Annotated in this window: 19 protein-coding genes; 14 read left to right on the top strand and 5 right to left on the bottom strand. The window is 56.8% G+C overall.

From position 1 onward, the window contains the following. A complete protein-coding gene (locus ACMGGP_RS07840) occupies positions 1-1521 on the bottom strand; it encodes a sugar ABC transporter ATP-binding protein (RefSeq protein WP_010245377.1) in 1521 nt (506 codons plus the stop codon). Positions 1522-1597: 76 nt separating this feature from the next. Beyond that, a complete protein-coding gene (gene ytfQ / locus ACMGGP_RS07835) occupies positions 1598-2554 on the bottom strand; it encodes a galactofuranose ABC transporter, galactofuranose-binding protein YtfQ (protein WP_010245380.1) in 957 nt (318 codons plus the stop codon). Positions 2555-3238: 684 nt separating this feature from the next. On the opposite strand from ytfQ, the gene ydgT reads away from it, so the two are divergent. From ydgT to ACMGGP_RS07775, 12 genes are all read left to right on the top strand, one after another. Further along, entirely contained in the window at positions 3239-3457 is a 219-nt protein-coding gene (ydgT, locus tag ACMGGP_RS07830; protein ID WP_498798330.1) for a transcription modulator YdgT, read from the top strand. A 110-nt stretch (positions 3458-3567) separates the two neighbouring features. Continuing rightward, the gene (locus ACMGGP_RS07825) at positions 3568-4011 is read left to right on the top strand and encodes a DUF2569 domain-containing protein (RefSeq protein WP_010245382.1); all 444 of its coding nucleotides are present in this window, start codon (positions 3568-3570) and stop codon (positions 4009-4011) included. A 123-nt stretch (positions 4012-4134) separates the two neighbouring features. Continuing rightward, positions 4135-4716 carry an electron transport complex subunit RsxA gene (rsxA, locus tag ACMGGP_RS07820; RefSeq protein WP_498798329.1) on the top strand — a complete coding sequence of 194 codons (582 nt, stop codon included), beginning with the start codon at positions 4135-4137 and terminating at the stop codon, positions 4714-4716. Then, positions 4716-5294 (top strand): electron transport complex subunit RsxB, encoded by a 579-nt coding sequence (gene rsxB / locus ACMGGP_RS07815; protein WP_010245386.1) that lies wholly within the window; start codon positions 4716-4718, stop codon positions 5292-5294. The genes rsxA and rsxB overlap by 1 nt, the downstream gene beginning before the upstream one ends. Next, the gene (gene rsxC / locus ACMGGP_RS07810; protein ID WP_498798328.1) at positions 5287-7995 is read left to right on the top strand and encodes an electron transport complex subunit RsxC; all 2709 of its coding nucleotides are present in this window, start codon (positions 5287-5289) and stop codon (positions 7993-7995) included. Before rsxB ends, rsxC begins: the two co-directional genes overlap by 8 nt. Beyond that, the gene (rsxD, locus tag ACMGGP_RS07805; RefSeq protein WP_010670076.1) at positions 7996-9054 is read left to right on the top strand and encodes an electron transport complex subunit RsxD; all 1059 of its coding nucleotides are present in this window, start codon (positions 7996-7998) and stop codon (positions 9052-9054) included. A gap of 3 nt (positions 9055-9057) precedes the next feature. After that, positions 9058-9690 (top strand): electron transport complex subunit RsxG, encoded by a 633-nt coding sequence (gene rsxG / locus ACMGGP_RS07800; RefSeq protein ID WP_010245397.1) that lies wholly within the window; start codon positions 9058-9060, stop codon positions 9688-9690. Continuing rightward, the gene (locus ACMGGP_RS07795) at positions 9683-10387 is read left to right on the top strand and encodes an electron transport complex subunit E (protein ID WP_010245400.1); all 705 of its coding nucleotides are present in this window, start codon (positions 9683-9685) and stop codon (positions 10385-10387) included. The genes rsxG and ACMGGP_RS07795 overlap by 8 nt, the downstream gene beginning before the upstream one ends. Further along, positions 10384-11016, top strand: a complete 633-nt coding sequence (gene nth / locus ACMGGP_RS07790; protein ID WP_159226396.1) for an endonuclease III — start codon at positions 10384-10386, stop codon at positions 11014-11016. The genes ACMGGP_RS07795 and nth overlap by 4 nt, the downstream gene beginning before the upstream one ends. A 207-nt stretch (positions 11017-11223) precedes the next feature. Continuing rightward, a complete protein-coding gene (locus tag ACMGGP_RS07785; protein WP_010670074.1) occupies positions 11224-11943 on the top strand; it encodes an HPP family protein in 720 nt (239 codons plus the stop codon). Between the two features lie 229 nt (positions 11944-12172). Then, positions 12173-13516, top strand: coding sequence for an MFS transporter (locus tag ACMGGP_RS07780; protein ID WP_010245410.1), 1344 nt, complete (start codon positions 12173-12175; stop codon positions 13514-13516). Beyond that, entirely contained in the window at positions 13494-14837 is a 1344-nt protein-coding gene (locus ACMGGP_RS07775) for an enolase C-terminal domain-like protein (RefSeq protein WP_158149340.1), read from the top strand. Before ACMGGP_RS07780 ends, ACMGGP_RS07775 begins: the two co-directional genes overlap by 23 nt. A 39-nt stretch (positions 14838-14876) precedes the next feature. Here ACMGGP_RS07775 and ACMGGP_RS07770 read toward each other — a convergent pair whose 3' ends face one another. Next, a complete protein-coding gene (locus ACMGGP_RS07770; protein WP_187505428.1) occupies positions 14877-15572 on the bottom strand; it encodes a CTP synthase C-terminal region-related (seleno)protein in 696 nt (231 codons plus the stop codon). 669 nt (positions 15573-16241) lie between these two features. Here ACMGGP_RS07770 and dtpA point away from each other — a divergent pair. Further along, on the top strand, positions 16242-17738 hold the full coding sequence (dtpA, locus tag ACMGGP_RS07765) for a dipeptide/tripeptide permease DtpA (protein ID WP_010245419.1): 1497 nt from the start codon (positions 16242-16244) through the stop codon (positions 17736-17738). Between the two features lie 151 nt (positions 17739-17889). Continuing rightward, positions 17890-18495 (top strand): glutathione transferase GstA, encoded by a 606-nt coding sequence (gstA, locus tag ACMGGP_RS07760; RefSeq protein WP_033757533.1) that lies wholly within the window; start codon positions 17890-17892, stop codon positions 18493-18495. A gap of 32 nt (positions 18496-18527) precedes the next feature. Here the strand turns inward: gstA and pdxY are convergent, their stop codons facing one another. After that, positions 18528-19388: a pyridoxal kinase PdxY gene (gene pdxY, locus ACMGGP_RS07755; protein ID WP_010245428.1), complete on the bottom strand. Its 861-nt coding sequence runs from the start codon at positions 19386-19388 to the stop codon at positions 18528-18530. Between the two features lie 57 nt (positions 19389-19445). Further along, positions 19446-20720: a tyrosine--tRNA ligase gene (tyrS, locus tag ACMGGP_RS07750; protein ID WP_010245429.1), complete on the bottom strand. Its 1275-nt coding sequence runs from the start codon at positions 20718-20720 to the stop codon at positions 19446-19448. Positions 20721-20770: the final 50 nt, after the last annotated feature.

Raw genomic sequence — 20770 nt, 5'->3', positions numbered from 1 at the left:
TCAAGCATGTTTTACCCCTCCGTCCGCGATAGCATTGACGATCGACGCTACCGAAAGCTGCTCCAGCGGAATTTCTGCCACCTGCTTCAGATCGCGCATAATCAACACCCGATCGGCATAACCGACCAGCTCTTCGAGTTCAGAGGAGATCACCAGCAGCGCCAGACCGTCGGCGCACAGGGATTCAATTAAACGGATAATCTCGGCGTGCGCGCCCACATCAATGCCGCGCGTCGGTTCGTCGAGGATTAAAAACTGCGGTTTGGTCACCAGCCAGCGCGACAGCAGCACCTTCTGCTGGTTGCCGCCCGATAACAGCTCCACAGGCTGCTCTGCATGCGGCGTACGAATACCCAGACTCTTGATAAAACGATCGGCAATCGCCTGCTGCTCGCGCTTCTTAATCGGCCGTAGCCAGCCGCGCTGCGCCTGCAACGCCAGAATAATATTTTCACGCACCGAGGCCGCGCCGATAATCCCATCTGTCTTACGGTCTTCCGGGCAAAAACCCATGCCCAGCTGCGAGGCTTTCGCCGGATTAGTAATGCGCTGCACCTTGCCTTTGATCTTCGCTGTTCCTCGGTCGGCACGACGAATACCAAACAACACCTCGGCGGTTTCGGTGCGGCCCGAACCCAGCAGCCCCGCCAGTCCCACTACTTCGCCTGGACGAACTTCCAGATTAAAGGGCTCAATGGTGCCTTTCCTGCCGTAATCTTCAAACGACACCACCGGCTGATTGCTGCGCAGCGTGCTGCCCTGCCGCTGCAGCGCCGTCTCCAGCAGTTCGCGACCCAGCATCAGCTTAATCAGCTCAATCTGCGGCAGCGTGGCGGTATCGCGGGTGGCGATAAATTGCCCGTTACGCAGCACGGTAATCCGGTCAGTAATGCGGTACACCTGGTCGAGAAAGTGCGTCACAAAAATCAGGCTCATCCCTTTGGCTTTTAACTGCGCCATCAGGGTAAACAGCATCTCAACCTCGCTGGCATCCAGACTGGCTGTCGGCTCATCCAGGATCAAAACCTGGGCGGAAAGATCGACCGCGCGGCAGATGGCGATAATCTGCTGCATCGCCACCGAGTAGTGGCCCAGCGGACGTGTCACATCAAGGGAAAAACCATAGTTCCGCATCAGCGCATCGGCCTCCCGCACCATCCGGCGACGGTCAATCATGCCAAAGCGGCGCGGTTCGCGGCCAATATAGAGGTTATCTGCCACCGACATGTTCGGCAGCATATTCACTTCCTGATAAACGGTGCCGATGCCCATCTCCTGCGCCTGCGCCGTATTATGCGGCGTAATCGGCTCACCATTCAGGGTGATGGTCCCTGCATCACGGCTGTAAACACCGGTCAGCACTTTAATCAGGGTGGATTTGCCGGCACCGTTCTCCCCCAGCAGCGCCATGATCTCCCCTTTACGGATATCAAAGGAAACATTATTCAGCGCTTTGACGCCGGGAAAACCTTTGCTGACGCCGCTGATGGATAACAGCGGTGTTTCATTTTGCGTGGTCATTCTGCTCACTCCGCCTCACGTCATGAAAAACCGCCCCGTAGGGCGGTCTGCGGCTGGTCTGCGGCTGATCGGTGAATCAGTAACCCATGCCTTTTTTGGTATCCAGCTCCTTCTGCGCGTCGGCAGGCAGGAACAGCTTAGATTCGGTCTTGATCACTTTTGGCGGCAGCGTGCCATCTTTCTTGAATTTTTCCAGCGCATCAAACGCCGGGCCAGCCATGTTTGGCGTCAGCTCCACGTTGGCGTTAGCCTCACCCGCCAGCATCGCTTTATAGATATCCGGTACACCATCAATCGAGCCGGTCAGAATATCTTTGCCCGGTTTCAGGCCAGCTTCTTTAATCGCCTGAATGGCACCGATCGCCATATCATCGTTATGCGCGTAAACCATGCAGATGTTTTTGCCGTTGTTCTCCGCCTTGATAAAGCTCTCCATCACCTCTTTACCCTTACTGCGGGTAAAGTCACCCGACTGCGAGCGGATCACTTTAATGTTTGGATGGTTGCTGATCGCTTCAGCAAAGCCTTTCTTACGATCGATTGCCACGCTGGCACCCACCGTGCCCTGCAGTTCCACCACGTTACACTGCTTGTCACCCACGGTTTTCACCAGCCAGTCGCCAATCAGCTTGCCTTCCAGCACGTTGTCAGCCGTCACCACCGCCTGATAGAGCGATTTGTCTTTTACCACAATGGCGCGGTCCAGCAGGTAAACCGGGATTTTGGCATCTTTGGCTTCTTCCAGTACCGGCTCCCAGCCGGTCTGCACCACCGGTGCGATGAAGATGGCATCAACGCCCTGAGCAATGAACGAACGTACCGCCTTGATCTGATTCTCTTGTTTCTGCTGTCCGTCGGCGATTTTCAGGGTGATTCCGCGTTTTTTGGCTTCGCTTTTCGCTACGTTGGTTTCCGCCGAACGCCAGCCAGATTCCGAACCTACCTGCGAGAAGCCGACCGTCATATCTGCAGCGAGTACCGGGCCGGTTAACGCGGCGCTGACCAGCGTGGTCAGAAGTAAACGTTTCCACATAGTTTTTAATCCTCTGAAAGGCGTTTGCTGTTTAGGGTAGAGAGCCTGCTTAGACTGGACTAAAAAAGCGTGCATAATGGCGACACACTTCACAAAACAGAGCAATTTAAAGGGGTTACGTGTAGTCACACGGTTTGGCTGACGAGGGAGTTATGGATAAAACGGCTGAGTAGAAAAAATCTGCTCGTTAAATAATTGTAATAAACAGAATCGCTTATGCTTACTGCCACTGGAAACGATTACAGCCAGGCGTACAAAACGGGTTATCCGGCCTGCGATGAACAAAAAATGGGATTTGTGATAGTCCGCACAGTAGATCGCTGGCCTGAGTCAGGGGCGAAACGTTTCTCTGGCACTAAGTGCAGAATGGTTAATTTTTTTGGGCTAAAAGGGTGATAAAGAAGCCACTAATGCATTGTCAGCGCTGAATAAGAAAAAAAATAATATTCAACCTCTGCTTTTAAACGCTTTATGCCGGCTCTGTCCGTAATAAGTTAGTGAGGTGTTTAAGATAGAGACGCTGAGTTGCTGGCTCAGACAATAGTAAAAAAGCCAGATATGGAGTTTTAGTGACTAATAAGGTGCTTTTATCTGATTTTCGCCTTTTTTAAGCCGCATGATCTGGACAGCATAAGCTTGCCCCCTATACTGAGCACTCCTTTGTTACTTCTATCTGTTATGGCAATGATGACTGCGCACGATTACCTGCTTAAATTCCGCAAAGTAAATAATTCAGACAGTCTGGAAAAGCTTTTCGATCATCTTAATTACTCCCTGACGAATGATCTGGAAATCATCAATATGTACCGGGCTGCCGATCACCGACGTGCTGAACTGGTCTCTGGCGGACGGTTATATGATCTCGGCTGTGTCCCTAAAACGGTGTGGCGCTACGTGGTCTGATTTTCGGCTGATTTATCGCTGTTTATCCCGCTGATCTTGTCCGGATGGGCGTGCCCCTCTGGACATGTTATTCTGCTGCGCTTCGACTCCCCGAGACAGGAATAACCACGATGAATGAACAGGTTGCTGCGCCGCGTATTGGTGGCTGGCTTTTGCTGCCGCTGGCCTGGCTGATAATGACCCTGTTAACCACCGTTCTGGTGCTGGCGATGTATCTGACACCACTGTTTAATCCGGAATGGCGTGTGGCGCTGTTTTCTCACGGCAGCACACTCTTCTCTTACTGGGCTATTTCCCTGCTCACCGCCGTGGCGGTCTGGGCTTATAGTCTCTGGATCAGCTGGCTGTTCTTTAAGCGCTCCCGCCGCCTGCCGCGTCACTACCTGCTCTGGCTGCTGATTACCGTGCTGCTGGCGCTGAAAACCTTTGCCTTTACGCCGGTTACCGATAGCCGTGCCCTCCAGACATTACTGCTGTCACTGCTGGCCGCTGCGGTGTTTGCGCCCTACTTCAAACGCTCAAAACGGGTAAAAACGACCTTTATCGCGCCATAACGCTGTGAGTTATGTCAGGAATTTAATTCTGAGTGCGGTCTGCCGCTCAGCAGATGGCGCAGGTGTTGAGATACGCCGCGCTATCAATGATAATAAGCCGCTTTCTGGCTCCCAGGCGAAAAAATGACCGATTATCTGCTTCTCTTTGTTGGCACCGTGCTGGTGAATAACTTCGTCTTAGTGAAGTTTCTCGGCCTGTGTCCTTTTATGGGCGTTTCCAAAAAACTGGAAACGGCGATTGGCATGGGCCTCGCCACGACATTCGTCATTACCCTGGCCTCGATCTGCTCATGGCTGGTCAACCATCTGATCCTGCTGCCGCTGGATCTGGTCTATCTGCGTACCATGGCCTATATCCTGGTGATCGCCGTCGTGGTGCAGTTCACCGAAATGGTGGTGCGTAAAACCAGCCCGTCGCTCTATCGTCTGCTGGGTATCTTTCTGCCGCTGATCACCACCAACTGTGCGGTGCTGGGCGTACCTCTGCTGAGCGTCAACCTTAACCACACCTTTATGCAGGCCGCGCTGTATGGTTTCAGTGCCTCTATCGGCTTCTCGCTGGTGATGGTGCTGTTCGCCGGTATGCGCGAGCGGCTGGTGCTGGCTAATGTTCCTGCCCCGTTTAAAGGCAACTCCATCGCCCTGATTACCGCGGGCCTGATGGCGCTGGCATTTATGGGCTTCAGCGGTCTGGTGAAATTCTGATGACCGCGATCTGGATTGCTGTTGCCGTATTAAGTGCGCTGAGCCTGGTGTTCGGCGCGCTGCTGGGTTACGCCTCGCGCCGCTTTGAAGTCGAAGAAGATCCTATTGTTGAGCAGATTGATGCCATCCTGCCGCAGAGCCAGTGCGGTCAGTGTGGCTATCCGGGTTGTCGTCCCTATGCGGATGCGGTCGGCAATAATGGTGAAGCGATCAATAAATGCGCGCCAGGTGGTGAGCAGACCATGCTTAAGCTGGCAGCCCTGCTTAACGTTGAACCGCAGCCGATTGATGGCGACGAAACGGCGAAAGAGCCGGTGCGCACCGTGGCGTTTATTGATGAAGCCAACTGCATTGGCTGCACCAAATGTATTCAGGCCTGTCCGGTGGATGCGATTGTCGGGGCAACCCGCGCCATGCACACCGTGCTGAGCGATGTCTGCACCGGCTGCGATCTCTGTGTCGCGCCCTGCCCGACTGACTGTATTGAAATGCGTCCGGTTGCCACCACGCCAGCTAACTGGAAGTGGGATTTAAATACCATTCCTGTACGGGTGATCCCGGTAGAAACTCATGCTTAATCTGTTTAACTTCCTGAAAAAAGAGAAGGTCTGGGATTTTCAGGGTGGTATTCATCCGCCGGAAATGAAAACCCAGTCCAACGGCACGCCGCTCTCCGAACTGCCGTTGCCGCACCGTTTTATTATCCCACTGAAACAGCATATCGGACATGAAGGTGAGATCTGCGTTGCGCCTGGCGACAAAGTGCTGCGCGGTCAGCCTCTGACATTTGGCACTGGCCGCATGCTGCCAGTCCATGCGCCCACCTCCGGCGTGATTGAAGATATCGGTCAGCATATGACCGCGCACCCTTCCGGTCTCTCTGAGCTTTGCATTTTCCTGACGCCAGATGGCGACGACCGCTGGATGCCGCTGGATCCGCTGCCTGACTACCGTCAGCATCCGCGCGCCGACATTGTTAAGCGTATTCACGACGCCGGCATCGCCGGTCTCGGCGGCGCGGGTTTCCCTACCGCCACCAAACTGAAGGGCGGCCTGCGCGGGGTTAAAACCCTGATTATTAACGCGGCGGAGTGTGAACCTTATATCACCGCTGACGATCGTCTGATGCAGGACTACGCTGCCGAAGTCCTGGAAGGCAGCCGTATTCTCGCCTGGGTGTTACAGGCTGAACAGGTGCTGATTGGCATTGAAGATAACAAGCCTAAAGCCATTGCCGCACTGAAGCAGGCGCTGGGTAGCGAGCGCGATCTGCACATCCGGGTCATCCCGACCAAATATCCCTCCGGCGGTGCCAAGCAGTTGACCCGCATCCTGACCGGGAAGGAAGTGCCGCACGGCGGGCGTTCCTCCGATATCGGCGTGCTGATGCAGAACGTCGGCACCGCCTGGGCGGTTAAGCGGGCCATTATCAATGGTGAACCGATCACCGAACGCGTTGTGACGCTGACCGGCGAGGCGATTGCCCAGCCGCGTAACGTCTGGAGTCGTCTCGGCACCCCGATCAGCCATCTGTTACACCAGGTCGGGTTCACGCCTGCGCCGCGTCAGATGGTGATCATGGGCGGTCCGCTGATGGGCTTTACTCTGCCATCGCTGGATGTGCCAGTGGTGAAGATCACCAACTGTATTCTGGCTCCATCTGCCAGTGAAATGGGCAACAACGACGAAGAGCAGTCCTGCATTCGCTGTTCAGCCTGTGCCGATGCCTGTCCGGCCAAACTGCTGCCGCAGCAGCTTTACTGGTACAGCCAGGGCGGCGATCACGATAAAGCGCGCGCTCACCATATTGATGACTGCATCGAATGTGGTGCCTGCGCCTATGTCTGCCCGAGCAATATTCCGCTGGTGCAATATTACCGTCAGGAAAAAGCGGAACTGCGCGCCATCGATCTGGAAGCGAAACGCACGCTGGAAGCCAAAGCACGCTTCGAAGCACGCCAGGCGCGACTGGAGCGTGAAAAGCAGGCTCGTGAAGCGCGTCATGAAGAGGCGAAGCAACGCGTTGCCCGCACCGATACCAGCGAACTGGCTGCGGCCAAAGCGCGGGTGAAAGCCCGCCAGACGGCCGAACCGGATGAGGCAACGCTTGAAGCCCAGCGTGAAGCCCGCCATGCGCAGGCGCGTCTGCGTCAGGCCGAGGCGCAGGCTGAAACACAGCCGGTGACGCGTCAGACCGTCGATCCGCGTAAAGCGGCGGTTGAAGCGGCTATTGCCCGGGCGAAAGCGAAGAAAACAGTGCCGGTTGATGCGGCGGATAACCAGGCTGAGGCCATTGTCGATCCGCGTAAAGCGGCAGTCGAAGCCGCCATCGCCCGTGCCAAAGCGAAGAAAGCCGCTCAGGCTGAAGGCACCGAGGCACCGCAGGCCGCAACCGACAGCGCTGCAGAAGCCGTGCCAGCCGACGCCGCTGAGACCGAGCCGCGTAAAGCCGCGGTTCAGGCAGCCATTGCCCGCGCCAAAGCGAAGAAAGCCGTGCAGGCGGAAAACGCCGAGGCACCGCAGGCCGCAACCGACAGCGCTGCAGAAGCCGTGCCAGACGCCGCCGCTGAAAGCGATCCGCGTAAAGCCGCGGTTCAGGCCGCCATCGCCCGCGCCAAAGCGAAGAAAGCCGCACAGGCTGAAAACGCCGAGGCACAGGCCGCAGGCGACAAAACTGCAGAAGCCGCGACAGACGCCGCCGCTGAGACCGATCCGCGTAAAGCCGCGGTTCAGGCCGCCATCGCCCGCGCCAAAGCGAAGAAAGCCGCACAGGCTGAAAACGCCGAGGCACCGCAGGCCGCAACCGACAAAACTGCAGAAGCCGCGACAGACGCCGCCGCTGAGACCGATCCGCGTAAAGCCGCGGTTCAGGCCGCTATCGCCCGCGCCAAAGCGAAGAAAGCCGCACAGGCTGAAAACGCCGAGGCACAGGCCGCAGGCGACAGCGCTGCAGAGGCTGCGCCAGATGCCGCCGCTGAGACCGATCCGCGTAAAGCCGCGATTCAGGCCGCCATCGCCCGCGCCAAAGCGAAGAAAGCCGCACAGGCGGAAAGTGAGGCGGATGCCGCTTCACGTGATGCCGCAGCACTGGCCACCGCCGCGCATTTTGCGGTGGATAAAGCGGAGCAGGCCCAGGAGCAGGCAAACAACGCCAATGCAGAACCTGAACAGGCACCTGAACTGAATCAACCCGATGATGCGCGCAAGGCCGCTATTGCTGCCGCCATCGCCCGTGCCAAAGTGCGTAAAGCGCAGTCGTCTACGACGCTTGAGGATTAAATGGCTTTTCGTATCGCAAGTTCTCCTTACACCCATAATCGCCGCAGCACCGGCAATATCATGCTGCTGGTGGTGCTGGCCGCGGTGCCAGGTTTTGCTGCACAGTGTTATTTCTTTGGCTACGGCACCTTTTTACAGGTCTTACTGGCGACGCTGACCGCCTGGCTGACAGAGGCAGCGATTCTGCGACTGCGCAAAGCGCCCGTTGCCAGCACGCTGGCAGATAACTCGGCGCTGCTGACCGCCGTCCTGATCGGTATCAGCCTGCCGCCGCTGGCGCCGTGGTGGCTGGTGGTGATCGGTACCCTGTTTGCTGTCGTCATTGCGAAGCAGCTCTATGGCGGACTGGGCCAGAATCCGTTTAACCCGGCGATGGTCGGCTATGTGGTCCTGCTCATCTCCTTCCCGGTGCAGATGACCAGCTGGTTGCCGCCCGATACGCTTCAGGCGATCAAACCCGGGCTGATGGACAGCCTGAGCATGGTGTTCCAGGGCCACACGCTGGCGGGTGAAACCATGCAGCAGCTACAGATGGGTGTTGATGGCATCAGCCAGGCGACGCCGCTTGATACGTTTAAAACTGGTTTACGCGCGGGGCACAGTGCTGAACATCTGCTGGCGCAGCCGATTTACAGCGGTGTGCTGGCGGGCCTCGGCTGGCAGTGGGTTAACGTGGGTTATCTGGCCGGCGGCCTGTTCCTGCTGTGGAAAAATGCTATCCGCTGGCATGTCCCTGCCGCCATGCTGCTGTCACTGGCCTTCTGCGCGACGCTGGGCTGGTTCTTCTCACCAGAATCGCTGAACAGCCCGCTGATTCATCTTTTCTCCGGTGCCACCATGCTGGGTGCGTTCTTCATTGCCACCGATCCGGTGACCGCTTCAACCACCAACCGTGGCCGCCTGGTGTATGGCGCGCTGATTGGACTGCTGGTCTGGCTGATCCGCAGTTTTGGCGGTTATCCCGATGGCGTAGCGTTTGCTGTGCTGCTGGCGAACATCTGTGTGCCGCTCATCGATTACTACACCCAGCCGCGCGTTTACGGCCATCAGAAGGATTAAGCGATGCTGGAGACGATTCGCAAAAACGGGGTTACGCTGGCGATTTTTGCTGCGATCACTACCGCCGCCACGGCAGTGGTAAATACGGTAACCAAGCCGACGGTGGAACATCAGACCCTGTTGCAGCAGAAAAACCTGCTGGACCAGGTGGTGCCTGTTGAGCTTTATGACAACAACATCCAGCAGGACTGTTACGTTGTCACGGATGCAGCGCTGGGCAACAGTGCGCCGCATCATCTCTTCCTGGCGCGTAAAGGCGGCCAGCCGGTCGCGGCTGCACTGGAGACGACTGCACCTGACGGCTATTCTGGTGCGATACAGATGCTGGTCGGTGCCGATTTCCAGGGTAAAGTATTGGGCGTGCGGGTGATTGAACACCACGAAACGCCCGGTCTGGGGGATAAGATCGAACTGCGTATCTCTGACTGGATCAACAGCTTTAATGGCAAAGTGGTTCATGGTCCGGCGGATAAAGCTTTTGCGGTTAAGAAAGATGGCGGTGAATTCGATCAGTTCACCGGTGCCACCATTACCCCACGCGCGGTGGTCAATGCGACCAAACGCACCGCGCTGTTAATGAAAACGCTTCCGGAGAGACTCTCTTCGTTACCGGTATGTGGAGACGCAAATGAGTGAAGCTAAAAGCCTGCTGGTCGGTGGATTATGGAAGAACAACTCAGCGCTGGTGCAGCTGCTGGGCCTCTGTCCGCTGCTGGCGGTCACGGCAACCGCCACCAACGCGCTGGGTTTAGGTCTGGCGACCACGCTGGTGCTGACCCTGACCAACAGTTTTATTTCCGCCTCGCGCCGCTGGGTGCCATCGGAAATCCGTATCCCGATTTATGTGATGATCATCGCCTCGGTGGTGAGCTGCGTACAGATGCTGATCAACGCCTATGCCTATGGTCTTTATCAGTCGCTTGGGATTTTTATCCCGCTGATCGTGACCAACTGCATCGTGGTTGGCCGTGCTGAAGCCGTCGCCTCTAAAAGCAGCATCCCGCTTGCCGCGCTGGATGGCTTTGCCATCGGCATGGGCGCGACCTGCGCCATGGTGGTGCTGGGATCGCTGCGCGAAATTATCGGCAGCGGCACGCTGTTTAACGGTGCCGACCAGCTGCTCGGTCCCTGGGCGAAGTCGCTGCGAATCGAAGTGGTCCATTTCGACTCGCCAATGCTGCTGGCAATGTTGCCGCCAGGCGCCTTTATCGGCCTGGGCATGATGCTGGCGGGTAAATATCTGATCGATCAGAAGATGAAACAGCGGGCAGCACTGCGTGCTCAGGCGGCTGAAACCGCGCCGCCTCAGGACGCTGTCGGGAAACCGGTGTGAATCAGACCAAGCGCACCGAAATTCTCCGTCGGCTGCAGCAGAATAATCCGCATCCGACCACCGAACTCAACTTCAGCACGCCGTTTGAGTTGCTGATCGCGGTGCTGCTCTCGGCGCAGGCGACCGATGTCAGCGTGAACAAAGCCACCGCAAAGCTCTATCCGGTGGCCAATACGCCTGCCGCGATGCTGGCGCTGGGTGTGGATGGCGTGAAGGAGTGCATTAAAACCATCGGCCTGTTTAACAGCAAAGCGGAAAATGTGATTAAAACCTGCCGCATTCTGCTTGAGCAGCACAACGGCGAAGTGCCGGAAGATCGTGCGGCACTGGAAGCCCTGCCCGGTGTCGGCCGTAAAACCGCCAATGTGGTGCTCAACACCGCCTTTGGCTGGCCGACGATAGCCGTCGATACCCATATTTTTCGCGTCAGCAACCGGACGAAATTTGCGCCGGGTAAGAATGTGGAAGAGGTGGAGCAGAAGCTGCTGAAGGTGGTTCCGGCGGCGTATAAGGTTGATTGCCATCACTGGCTGATTCTGCACGGTCGCTACACCTGCGTAGCGCGTAAACCCCGCTGTGGCTCCTGCCTGATTGAAGATCTCTGCGAGTATCCCGACAAAGTCGAGTGATTGCACTGATGAAAGACCCGCTGCGGCGGGTTTTTTATTATCCGGCGATCACTTCTGCTAACGCGTCTCCTGCCCGATCCCCCTTTTCGCTGCTCTCCCTGCTCGTACGAATAACAGTACAGTTTGTCGGGTTGTTACATTGATGTTGATGATGGAAAATCGCCGCCCCTGACGATAAGAAAATGTTATGACACAGTGAGTAAAGTAATGAACAAAAGCGCTTCTGCCGGAAGCCATCCTCTGCGCCTGTTTCTGGCGCGCCTCTGGCCACATCCGCTGGCAGTGAGTAAAAAGCATGTGGTGATCGCCGGACTGGGTGCCGGTATCGGCTTGATCCTGACCAGCCTGCTGAGCCACTGGGTGCTGGGCGAACTGAACCTGTGGTTTGTCGCGCCGGTCGGTGCCTCGGCGGTTTTACTCTTTGGTCTGCCCGCCAGTCCGCTGGCTCAGCCGTGGGCAATCGTCGGCGGCAACAGCCTGTCAGCGCTGGCGGGCGTTACCGTCAGCCAGCTGATCCCTGATCCTGCCCTTGCCTGCGGCGTCGCAGCCTGTGTGGCGATCCTGTTAATGTTCCAGCTGCGCTGTCTGCATCCGCCCGGCGGTGCCGTTGCGCTGACCGCTATTCTGGGCGGCCCTTCGGTGCAGCAGCTTGGATATCACTTTGTCCTGACGCCGATCCTGCTCAATTCACTGACCCTCGCCCTGCTGGCTCTGCTGTTTAATAATCTGGCCGGTCGTCGCTATCCGCATCCGCTGGCCCCGGAAGAAGTTAAACCCGATCCGGTAGCCATGCCGGTGCCGCTGACGCGCGCCGATCTGCATCAGGCTTTGCAGGACGGTGAACTGCTGGATATTGACGAGGATGATTTGCAGGCGCTGCTGCTGCGTGCTGAAGAGATTGCCCAGCGCCGTCAGTTCAGTGGCTGAAACCTGTCGGCGCGAATTCTGGCATTCAGGTCTCCCCTGAACCCTGGTCCTGAGAAGTTGATCGCTGCCACAGTTTTACTCTGCCGCTTCGCCCACGCCACTCCGTAACATACTGATAACACAACCGTCCAGGCCGTACGCCCATCGGCTCCTGGGCGGATGCCCATAGAGCTGGCCTTTTCAGCGCCCTACACTTTGCTCTTCTTTACGTTTCTCACGAGGAAGACCGATGGATAGCGCCTTGTCCCCGCAGCACGATGAGCTGATCGCCTCCGCCATCAAAAAGTTCTTCACCCATATCATCCCGATGCTGGTGGTGATGCTGATTATTAACCAGATCGACCGCGCCAATATTGGCTTTATCAAAGCGGAGTTGCGAACCGATGCCGGGATCAGCGCGGCGGCCTTTGGGCTGGGCGCGGGCCTCTTTTTTATCGGCTATGCGCTGTTTGAGGTGCCGAGCAACCTGATGATGAAGCGCTTCGGCGCCCGCGTCTGGCTGACGCGCATTATGATTACCTGGGGACTGGTGGTGGTCCTGACCGGTTTCGTCACCTCACCGATCCAGTTTTACCTGCTGCGTTTTTTACTTGGCGTAGCGGAAGCAGGCTTCTTTCCTGGCGTGCTGTTCTATTTCCGTCAGTGGGTGCCCAATGCCTGGCGCGGCCGCGCCACCGCGATGGTGCTGAGTGCCACCGCTGGCGCCTTTCTCTTCTCCGGCCCCATCACCGGCGCGATCCTGATGATGCACAATTTCATGGGGATTGCAGGCTGGAAGTGGGTGATGTTTCTCGAAGGCGGTGCGTCGGTGCTGGTCGGCATTCTCGCCGCCTGGGTGCTGGTGTCACGACCTGGCGAGGCGCGCTGGCTGAGTGCCGCGGAGAAACAGGCGCTGGTGCAGCAGCTGCAGAATGAAGAGGCGCAGCGTGACGAGCTTAACCGCGAGCCAGGCAAAATGTCGCTGCTACGTAATCGCAGCCTGCTGTTCTTCTGCGCGATCTTTTTCACTATGACCATGACCGGCTATACGCTGGTGTTCTGGCTGCCGCAGATTATTCAGCGCATTCAGGGCTTCAGCAGTTTTGGCATCGGCATTCTCACCGCCGTGCCCTGGCTGTGCGCCATTATTGCCATTAATCTGCTGAGCCGTTTTTCAGACCGCCACCGCGACAAGCTCGATAAAGCGCTGGGTGTCGCCATGCTGGTCGCGGCCTGCGGTACCTTTATGGCCACGCTGGGTTCCCCGTGGTTTGGCTTCCTGGCGATGATCGTGGCCTGTATCGGCTCGAAAGTCAGCGCGACCTTTTTCTGGCCGATGCCACAGGGAGAGCTGCCCGCCTCGATTGTTGCGCCCGGTATTGCGCTGGTGAATTCCGTTGGCAACCTTGGCGGCTTCTTCGCACCGACGGTGTTTGGCTATCTGGAGATGAAGACCGGCTCCACTACCGGCGGTCTCTATGCCCTGACCAGCGTCTCGTTGCTGACCGGACTGTGGCTGCTGCTGCGCCGCAAGCCATCCCCGCCTTCCCTTGATCCTATGGAGAATCAACATGTCAGACAGTCCAGTCATTAAAACAATGCGGGTAGTGCCGGTCGCCGGATATGACAGCATGCTGCTGAACATTGGCGGCGCACACAACTGCTACTTTACCCGTATCCTGGTGATCCTGACTGACTCGGCTGGCCGTACCGGCGTCGGCGAAAGTCCCTGTCACGCTTCAACGCTGGCGCTGCTTGAGCGCTTTCGTCCGCAGATTGAGGGCAGCGAACTCCTGCGGCTGAATGCCACTATCGCCACGCTGTTTGCCAGCGACGCACGACACCAGCAGACCGCGCATACCGACGACATTCATATTCCGCAGATGAACCCGGAGAAGTTTTACAACGCCACCGCGGCGATTGAAGCGGCGCTGCTTGATCTGCTGGGTCAGCACCTGAATCTGCCGGTGGCCGAGTTACTTGCCAGCGGCAAGCAGCGCGATCGGGTGCCGGTCCTCGGCTATCTGTTCTATATCGCCGACCGTAATCTGACCAGCATGAACTATCAGGCGGGCCACGCGGGTGGTGATGCCTGGCTGCAACTGCGTCATGAGAAAGCGATGGACGCGGAAGGCGTGGTGCGGCTGGCGGAGGCGGCAGCGGATCGCTATGGCTTCCGCGATTTCAAACTCAAGGGCGGTGTGCATCACGGCGAAGTGGAAGTGGAGACGGTCAATGCCCTGCTGGCGCGCTTCCCGCAGGCCCGGGTAACGGTTGATCCTAACGCCAGCTGGTCGCTGGATGAGGCCATTTATTATGGCAAACAGCTGGCGGGCCGCATTCCCTATCTGGAAGATCCCTGCGGCGCGGAGCATGGCTATTCCGGTCGGGAAACGCTGGCAGAATTCAGGCGGGCCACCGGCATTCCGGTTGCCACGAATATGATCGCCAATGACTGGCGACAGTTGCAGCATGCGCTGCAGCTCAATGCCATCGACATTCCCCTGGCCGACCCACACTTCTGGACGATGCGTAACGCACACACCGTGGCGCAGCTCTGCCATGAGTGGGGCCTGACCACCGGCTGCCACTCAAACAACCACTTTGACGTGTCGCTGGCGATGGTGGCGCATCTGGGGGCAGCCGCACCCGGTGATCGCCTGACCGCCTTTGATACCCACTGGATCTGGCAGGATGGGCAGCAGCTGACGCAGCATGCGCCGCAGATTCGGGATGGCTATCTGGAACTGCCAGAGGGTCCAGGGCTGGGGATTACCCTGAATATGGCGCGGGTTGAAGCGGCACATGCGCTCTACAACTCGCTACCGGACAAAAACCGAAACGATGCGCTGGGCATGCAGTTTCTGATCGATAACTGGTCCTTTAACGCAAAACGTCCGGCCATGCTGCGCTGATACACATCATCCTGTGACAGTGTCACAGGATGATTGCGTTTAGCGTTGCGCCAGCGCCGCCTGCATCCAGGCAATCACCAGCGGAGAATCTTTGTCCTGCAGGGCGGCGCGTTCCGACTGAAACAGCGTCGCGACATAGAATGGGTGATCCGGTAGCTCAACGCCACGCACATCGCCCGCGTTGTCCCAGGCAGTAATGCGCAGCGTATTATCGCCCAGCGCTGCACTGAATTCCGGGTTAACACCAAAGTTACAGTGATAACCTTCATCGCTCTCCAGCGCGCCATAGGCTCTGGCAATGCGTGACCCGGGTCCGAACCTCACCGCGCCGCGCTGTTCCACCAGCGAACAGCTCAGCGGGGCAATCACCATCCTCCCCTCGGTGTCCGTCTCGGCATGACTGGCATCCTGCCAGCCCAGTACGTTGCGCGCATACTCGATCAGCGCATACTGGAATCCACCGCAGGAGCCAAGAAAAGGCTTTCCGGTTTCACGCACCCAGCGGAGTGTTTCAAACACGCCGGCATCATTTCGATAGGGGCTACCGGGCACCACCCAGACGGCGTGGCTGAGTTGCAGTTCTGACTCATCCAGTCGGTCAGTGGCGATCCACTCCGCTTCAGCGGTGATATTCAGCCAGCGGGCAGCACGTTCAATAGCAAGGGGGATAGCCTGATGGGCAACCGCATCGGCGCGGTAGTCACCAACCAGGGATAAGCGCAGGGGGGACGACATAAACAGATCCTTCTCGGGGAAATTGAGAGGTTACAGTAATGTTAATTTTCTGTCGAGGGCGAGCTGAAAGCGGATTATCGCGATACGTTTTTTAACACGCACGGGCGGCTTTTCACCGGCAGGCTGAGCTGATTTTTATCTTGCCTGCGCCTGCGAGCCCCCTCAGCTCCCGCGTCAGACGAGACGACGCAACCGGTTTCTTTTTTTCCTTTCTGAAATAAATCATCTGTTTGTGCACAGGATCATCATTTGACGGTTTTTGCGGCAATGCCAGGCGTGTAATGTCCGATAATTCGGCAGATTGACTGTGAATTAATCAGCAACCTGCCGTTAGTGCTGCCTGATTATCATTCAGCAAACTATTTATCTGGTTAATCACGCATTAGCAGTTAATGTTAATACTCTCCAGTGCGAGGCGCTTATCCAGCGCTTATGCGCTGCTATTTTCCCTACACTCAAAATTAAAAACCAATTAACAGTTTGCTATAAGTTTTTTAACCCAACATTCCAGGGTCGGGCGGGTTGTCAGAAAATTCTTGCCCTGCCGCCCGTAATCAGCCAAATTAGTCGCCGCTTTTCCCTTCTAATAACAATCTTGCGCATGGAAAACTCACATGACGCGGACTTAATTCCTGTCCCGAAACAGGGTATGAAAAAACTGAGGTACATGTGTCAACTGCAAACAAACACACTGATGAGGCTGTCAGTCTCAATGCGTTTAAACAGCCGAAGGCGTTCTACTTAATCTTCTCGATTGAGTTATGGGAACGTTTTGGCTTCTATGGCCTGCAGGCCATTATGGCGGTTTACCTGGTGAAGCAACTGGGGTTGTCTGAATCAGACTCCATTACCCTGTTCTCTTCATTCAGTGCGCTGGTGTATGGTCTGGTCGCGATTGGCGGCTGGCTCGGTGATAAGGTGCTGGGTACTAAACGCGTCATCGTGCTGGGTGTCCTGGTGCTGGCGCTGGGCTATGCGCTGGTGGCGTTCTCCGGTCATAACGTCAGCATTGTCTACATCGGTATGGCGACCATCGCGGTGGGTAGCGGCCTGTTTAAGGCAAACCCCTCTTCGCTGCTCTCTACCTGCTATGACAAAGATGATCCGCGTCTCGACGGTGCTTTCACCATGTTCTATATGTCGATCAACATCGGTTCACTCTTCTCAATGATGCTGACACCGTGGTTAGCGGCGAAATATGGTTATAGCGTAGCCTTCTCACTGTGCGTTATCGGTCTGATCATCACCCTGTTTAACTTCCTGTTCTGCAAACGCATGGTTAAGGATTACGGTTCTAAACCCGATTTCGCTCCGTTGCAGATCGGAAAACTGCTGATGACGCTGGTCGGCATCGTCGTACTGATCGCACTGGCCAACTGGATGCTGCATCACCAGTCTATCGCACGACTGGTGCTGGCCGTGATTGCCCTGGGTATCGTGCTGGTGTTTGCCAAAGAGGCCTTTGCACTGCAGGGAGCGGCACGTCGTAAGATGATTGTTGCCTTCCTGCTGATGGTCGAAGCGATTCTGTTCTTCGTGCTTTATATGCAGATGCCAACGTCACTCAACTTCTTTGCTATCCGCAACGTTGAGCACACCATTCTCGGCATTACTTTTGCCCCCGAGCAGTTCCAGGCGCTGAACCCGTTCTGGATTATGCTGGCCAGTCCGCTGCTGGCGGCGCTCTATAACAAGCTGGGCGATAAACTGCCGATGCCGCACAAGTTTGCCTTTGGTATGGTGCTCTGCTCCGCTGCGTTCCTGGTGCTGCCGGTGGGTGCGAAGTTCGCCAGCGATGCCGGTATCGTTTCCGTTAACTGGCTGATCCTGAGCTATGCGCTGCAGAGTATCGGTGAGCTGATGATCTCTGGCCTCGGCCTGGCGATGGTGGCACAGCTGGTGCCTCAGCGTCTGATGGGCTTTATCATGGGTTCCTGGTTCCTGACTACCGCTGGCGCGGCAGTGATTGCCGGTAAAGTGGCAAATCTGATGGCCGTGCCTGAAAACGTTACCGATCCACTGATTTCGCTGGCGACCTACAGCCGCGTATTCCAGCAGATTGGTATCGTGACGGCGGTGATCGCCCTGCTGATGCTGATTACGGCGCCGATGCTGAACCGCATGGCGCAGGATCCTGACGCGAAAAAAAATAACGTGCAGGCGTAATTCACGCTGCACTTCAGCTAAGCCGGGCTCTGCCCGGCTTTTTTTATGGCTTGCCGCAACGCCCTTCGCAGATCCCTGATCTTTGTCACTGGTAATCCCGCTTTGACTCTTTACTATGCAAGGATCCCATTGCAACAAGGAGTACCTGGTCATGAAACTGTTTTGCAAAGCGGGTGCCTGCTCTCTCTCACCCCATATTGTTATGCGTGAATGCGGACTCGACTTCACTCAGGTGAGTGTTGATCTGGCCACAAAAATCACTGAACGGGGCGATGACTTCCGCCAAATCAATCCTAAAGGCCAGGTGCCCGCGCTGCAGCTCAGCGACGGTTCTGTGCTGACAGAAGGCGTTGCCATTGTTCAGTACCTGGCGGATCTTAAGCCCGATCGCCATCTGCTGGCACCGGTTGGCAGCCTGACGCGTTATCACACCGTGGAGTGGCTCAGCTACATCGGCAGTGAGCTGCATAAAAGCTTTGGGCCACTGTTTCGCCCCGGTTACTCCGATGAGGTGAAAGCGCAGACCCGCAGCCAGCTGGAAGCAAAATTCCGCTATGTCGATGAGTCACTGCGCGACAAACAGTGGCTGATGGGGCTGCATTTCAGCGTGGCGGATGCCTATCTGTTTGTGGTGACGCGCTGGGCAAAAGCGCTGGGACTGGATTTATCCGGCTTTACGGCGCTGGGCGCGTGGTTTGATCGTGTCGCGGAACGTCCTGCGGTGCAGGCGGCGCTTAAAGCGGAAGGCTTAGCCTGAGTCAACAGGGCCGGTTATCCGGCCCTGATGCGTTACAGTTTTTCTGCCGCGAAGTGCTGCGTCGGCGTGGCGATGGCATCCTGTGCCGCCACCAGCTGCAGTTCATATTCGCCCATCTGATGGGTTTTCAGCATCACCTCGTATACCGCTGCGGTGACATGCTCCAGCGCATCCTGCAATGATTTGCCGTGTAGCAGATTCACCAGCAGCAGACCGCTGGTGAGATCGCCCACGCCGACCGGCTGACGGACACCGAAATCGACCAGCGGACGGCTGATGTGCCAGGCATCTTCAGCCGTCACCAGCAGCATTTCAAAGCGATCGCTGCGACGACCCGCACGCGCCAGATGCTTCACCAGCACCACGCGTGGTCCCTGGGCAATCAGTGCCCGCGCAGCGTCTACCGCCGCGTCGACGTCTGTGACGGTGCGCTCGCTCAGCATCTCCAGTTCAAGCAGGTTCGGAGCGATAATGTCGCTGGCAGGCATCGCCATTTTACAGTGAAACTCCGCCACACCCGGCGCCACGATGCAGCCTTTCTCCGGATGGCCCATGACCGGATCGCAGAAGTACCAGGCATTCGGGTTGGCCGCTTTGACCTGACGGACAATCTGCAGAATCTGCTCGCCCTGCTCTGCCGAGCCCAGATAACCGCTCAGGACCGCGTCACAGGTCTTCAGGCGGTCGATGTCAGCAATGCCTTTAACAATGTCGGTTAAATGCGTTGCAGGCATCACCGTGCCGGTCCAGTGGCCATATTGTGTATGGTTGGAAAACTGCACAGTATTCAGCGGCCAGACGTTTGCGCCCATACGGCGCATCGGAAACTCAGCCGCCGCGTTACCGGCGTGACCAAAAACAACGTGCGACTGAATCGCTAAAATATTTTTCACTTGTTTGCCCTGTCCTGCCTTGCCATAAAAAAAGGGCCGGAAACCGGCCCTGAAATCTTACTGCCAGTTAATCAGGCAGTAATGTTTCTTGCCGCGACGCAGCAGCGTATAGCGGTTAAACAGTTTGTCACTGTCGCTGAAGCGGTACTCCGCATCGGACTGCTTTTCACCGTTCAGTGAAACGGCATTGGAGCCGATCATGGTGCGCGCCTGGCCACGGGACGGCACCAGCTCTGCTTTTACCAGCGCCTGCTGCAGATCATCGTCAGCGCCCAGCACGATAGTTGGCATACCATCCTGCGCCAGCTGTTCAAAATCGGCTTCGGTCATTTCGCTCACGGATCCGGAGAAGAGGCTGGCAGTAATGCGTTTCGCCGCCGACAGACCCGCTTCGCCATGTACCAGACGCGTCACCTGCTCAGCCAGCACGTACTGCGCACGTGGCGCGGTGCCGCTGTTTTTGTCCTCTTCTTCCAGCGCGTTGATCTCTTCCATGCTCAGGAAGGTGAAGAACTTCAGGAAGCGATAGACGTCAGCATCCGCGGTGTTGATCCAGAACTGATAGAACTTGTACGGGCTGGTTTTCTTCGCATCCAGCCAGACTGCGCCGCCTTCGGTTTTACCGAATTTGGTGCCGTCAGACTTGGTGATCAGCGGAACGGTCAGGCCAAAGACCTGGTTCTGATGCAGACGACGGGTCAGATCGATACCGGAGGTGATGTTGCCCCACTGATCAGAACCACCAATCTGCAGGGACACACCGTGCAGCTCGTTCAGACAGGCGAAGTCATAGCCCTGCAGCAGATTATAGGAGAACTCGGTAAAGGAGATGCCCTGATCGTCACGGTTCAGACGCTGCTTCACCGCTTCTTTGTTGATCATCTGGTTAACAGAGAAGTGCTTGCCGATATCACGCAGGAAGGTCAGCACGTTCATGCCGCCAAACCAGTCGTAGTTGTTGGCAGCGATGGCGCTGTTGCTGCCGCAATCGAAGTCGAGGAATGGCGCCACCTGCTGGCGGATCTTTTCAACCCATTCGTTGACGGTTTCACTGGTATTAAGTTTACGCTCTGCGGCTTTGAAGCTCGGGTCACCAATCAGGCCGGTTGCACCACCGACCAGCGCCACCGGCTTGTGGCCGGCATCCTGAAAACGCTTCAGGCAGAGCAGCGGTACCAGATGGCCCAAATGCAAGCTGTCAGCAGTGGGGTCAAAGCCGCAATAGAGCGAAATTGGCCCCTGCGCCAGTTTCTCTGTTAACGCGTCTTCATCCGTCACCTGGGCGATTAGGCCCCTCTCCTGCAATTGTTGTATCAGGTTACTGCTGGTCATTACTGACTCCAAATTGATCAGACTGCACCTATGCTGGTACACAGCTTTCC

It is taken from the genome of Curtobacterium sp. BNK-1 (assembly GCF_048685235.1).
GTDB classification, from domain to species: Bacteria; Pseudomonadota; Gammaproteobacteria; order Enterobacterales; family Enterobacteriaceae; genus Pantoea; species Pantoea agglomerans.
Note: the sequence above shows the minus strand (reverse complement) of the source record. Positions and strands in the feature narration are given on the sequence as shown.

Coding starts and splice junctions, on each gene's coding strand:
- ACMGGP_RS07840 (WP_010245377.1), bottom strand. CDS start 1,521: ATGACCACGCAAAATGAAACACCGCTGTTATCCATCAGCGGCGTCAGC.
- ytfQ (WP_010245380.1), bottom strand. CDS start 2,554: ATGTGGAAACGTTTACTTCTGACCACGCTGGTCAGCGCCGCGTTAACC.
- ydgT (WP_498798330.1), top strand. CDS start 3,239: ATGATGACTGCGCACGATTACCTGCTTAAATTCCGCAAAGTAAATAAT.
- ACMGGP_RS07825 (WP_010245382.1), top strand. CDS start 3,568: ATGAATGAACAGGTTGCTGCGCCGCGTATTGGTGGCTGGCTTTTGCTG.
- rsxA (WP_498798329.1), top strand. CDS start 4,135: ATGACCGATTATCTGCTTCTCTTTGTTGGCACCGTGCTGGTGAATAAC.
- rsxB (WP_010245386.1), top strand. CDS start 4,716: ATGACCGCGATCTGGATTGCTGTTGCCGTATTAAGTGCGCTGAGCCTG.
- rsxC (WP_498798328.1), top strand. CDS start 5,287: ATGCTTAATCTGTTTAACTTCCTGAAAAAAGAGAAGGTCTGGGATTTT.
- rsxD (WP_010670076.1), top strand. CDS start 7,996: ATGGCTTTTCGTATCGCAAGTTCTCCTTACACCCATAATCGCCGCAGC.
- rsxG (WP_010245397.1), top strand. CDS start 9,058: ATGCTGGAGACGATTCGCAAAAACGGGGTTACGCTGGCGATTTTTGCT.
- ACMGGP_RS07795 (WP_010245400.1), top strand. CDS start 9,683: ATGAGTGAAGCTAAAAGCCTGCTGGTCGGTGGATTATGGAAGAACAAC.
- ACMGGP_RS07785 (WP_010670074.1), top strand. CDS start 11,224: ATGAACAAAAGCGCTTCTGCCGGAAGCCATCCTCTGCGCCTGTTTCTG.
- ACMGGP_RS07780 (WP_010245410.1), top strand. CDS start 12,173: ATGGATAGCGCCTTGTCCCCGCAGCACGATGAGCTGATCGCCTCCGCC.
- ACMGGP_RS07775 (WP_158149340.1), top strand. CDS start 13,494: ATGTCAGACAGTCCAGTCATTAAAACAATGCGGGTAGTGCCGGTCGCC.
- ACMGGP_RS07770 (WP_187505428.1), bottom strand. CDS start 15,572: ATGTCGTCCCCCCTGCGCTTATCCCTGGTTGGTGACTACCGCGCCGAT.
- gstA (WP_033757533.1), top strand. CDS start 17,890: ATGAAACTGTTTTGCAAAGCGGGTGCCTGCTCTCTCTCACCCCATATT.
- tyrS (WP_010245429.1), bottom strand. CDS start 20,720: ATGACCAGCAGTAACCTGATACAACAATTGCAGGAGAGGGGCCTAATC.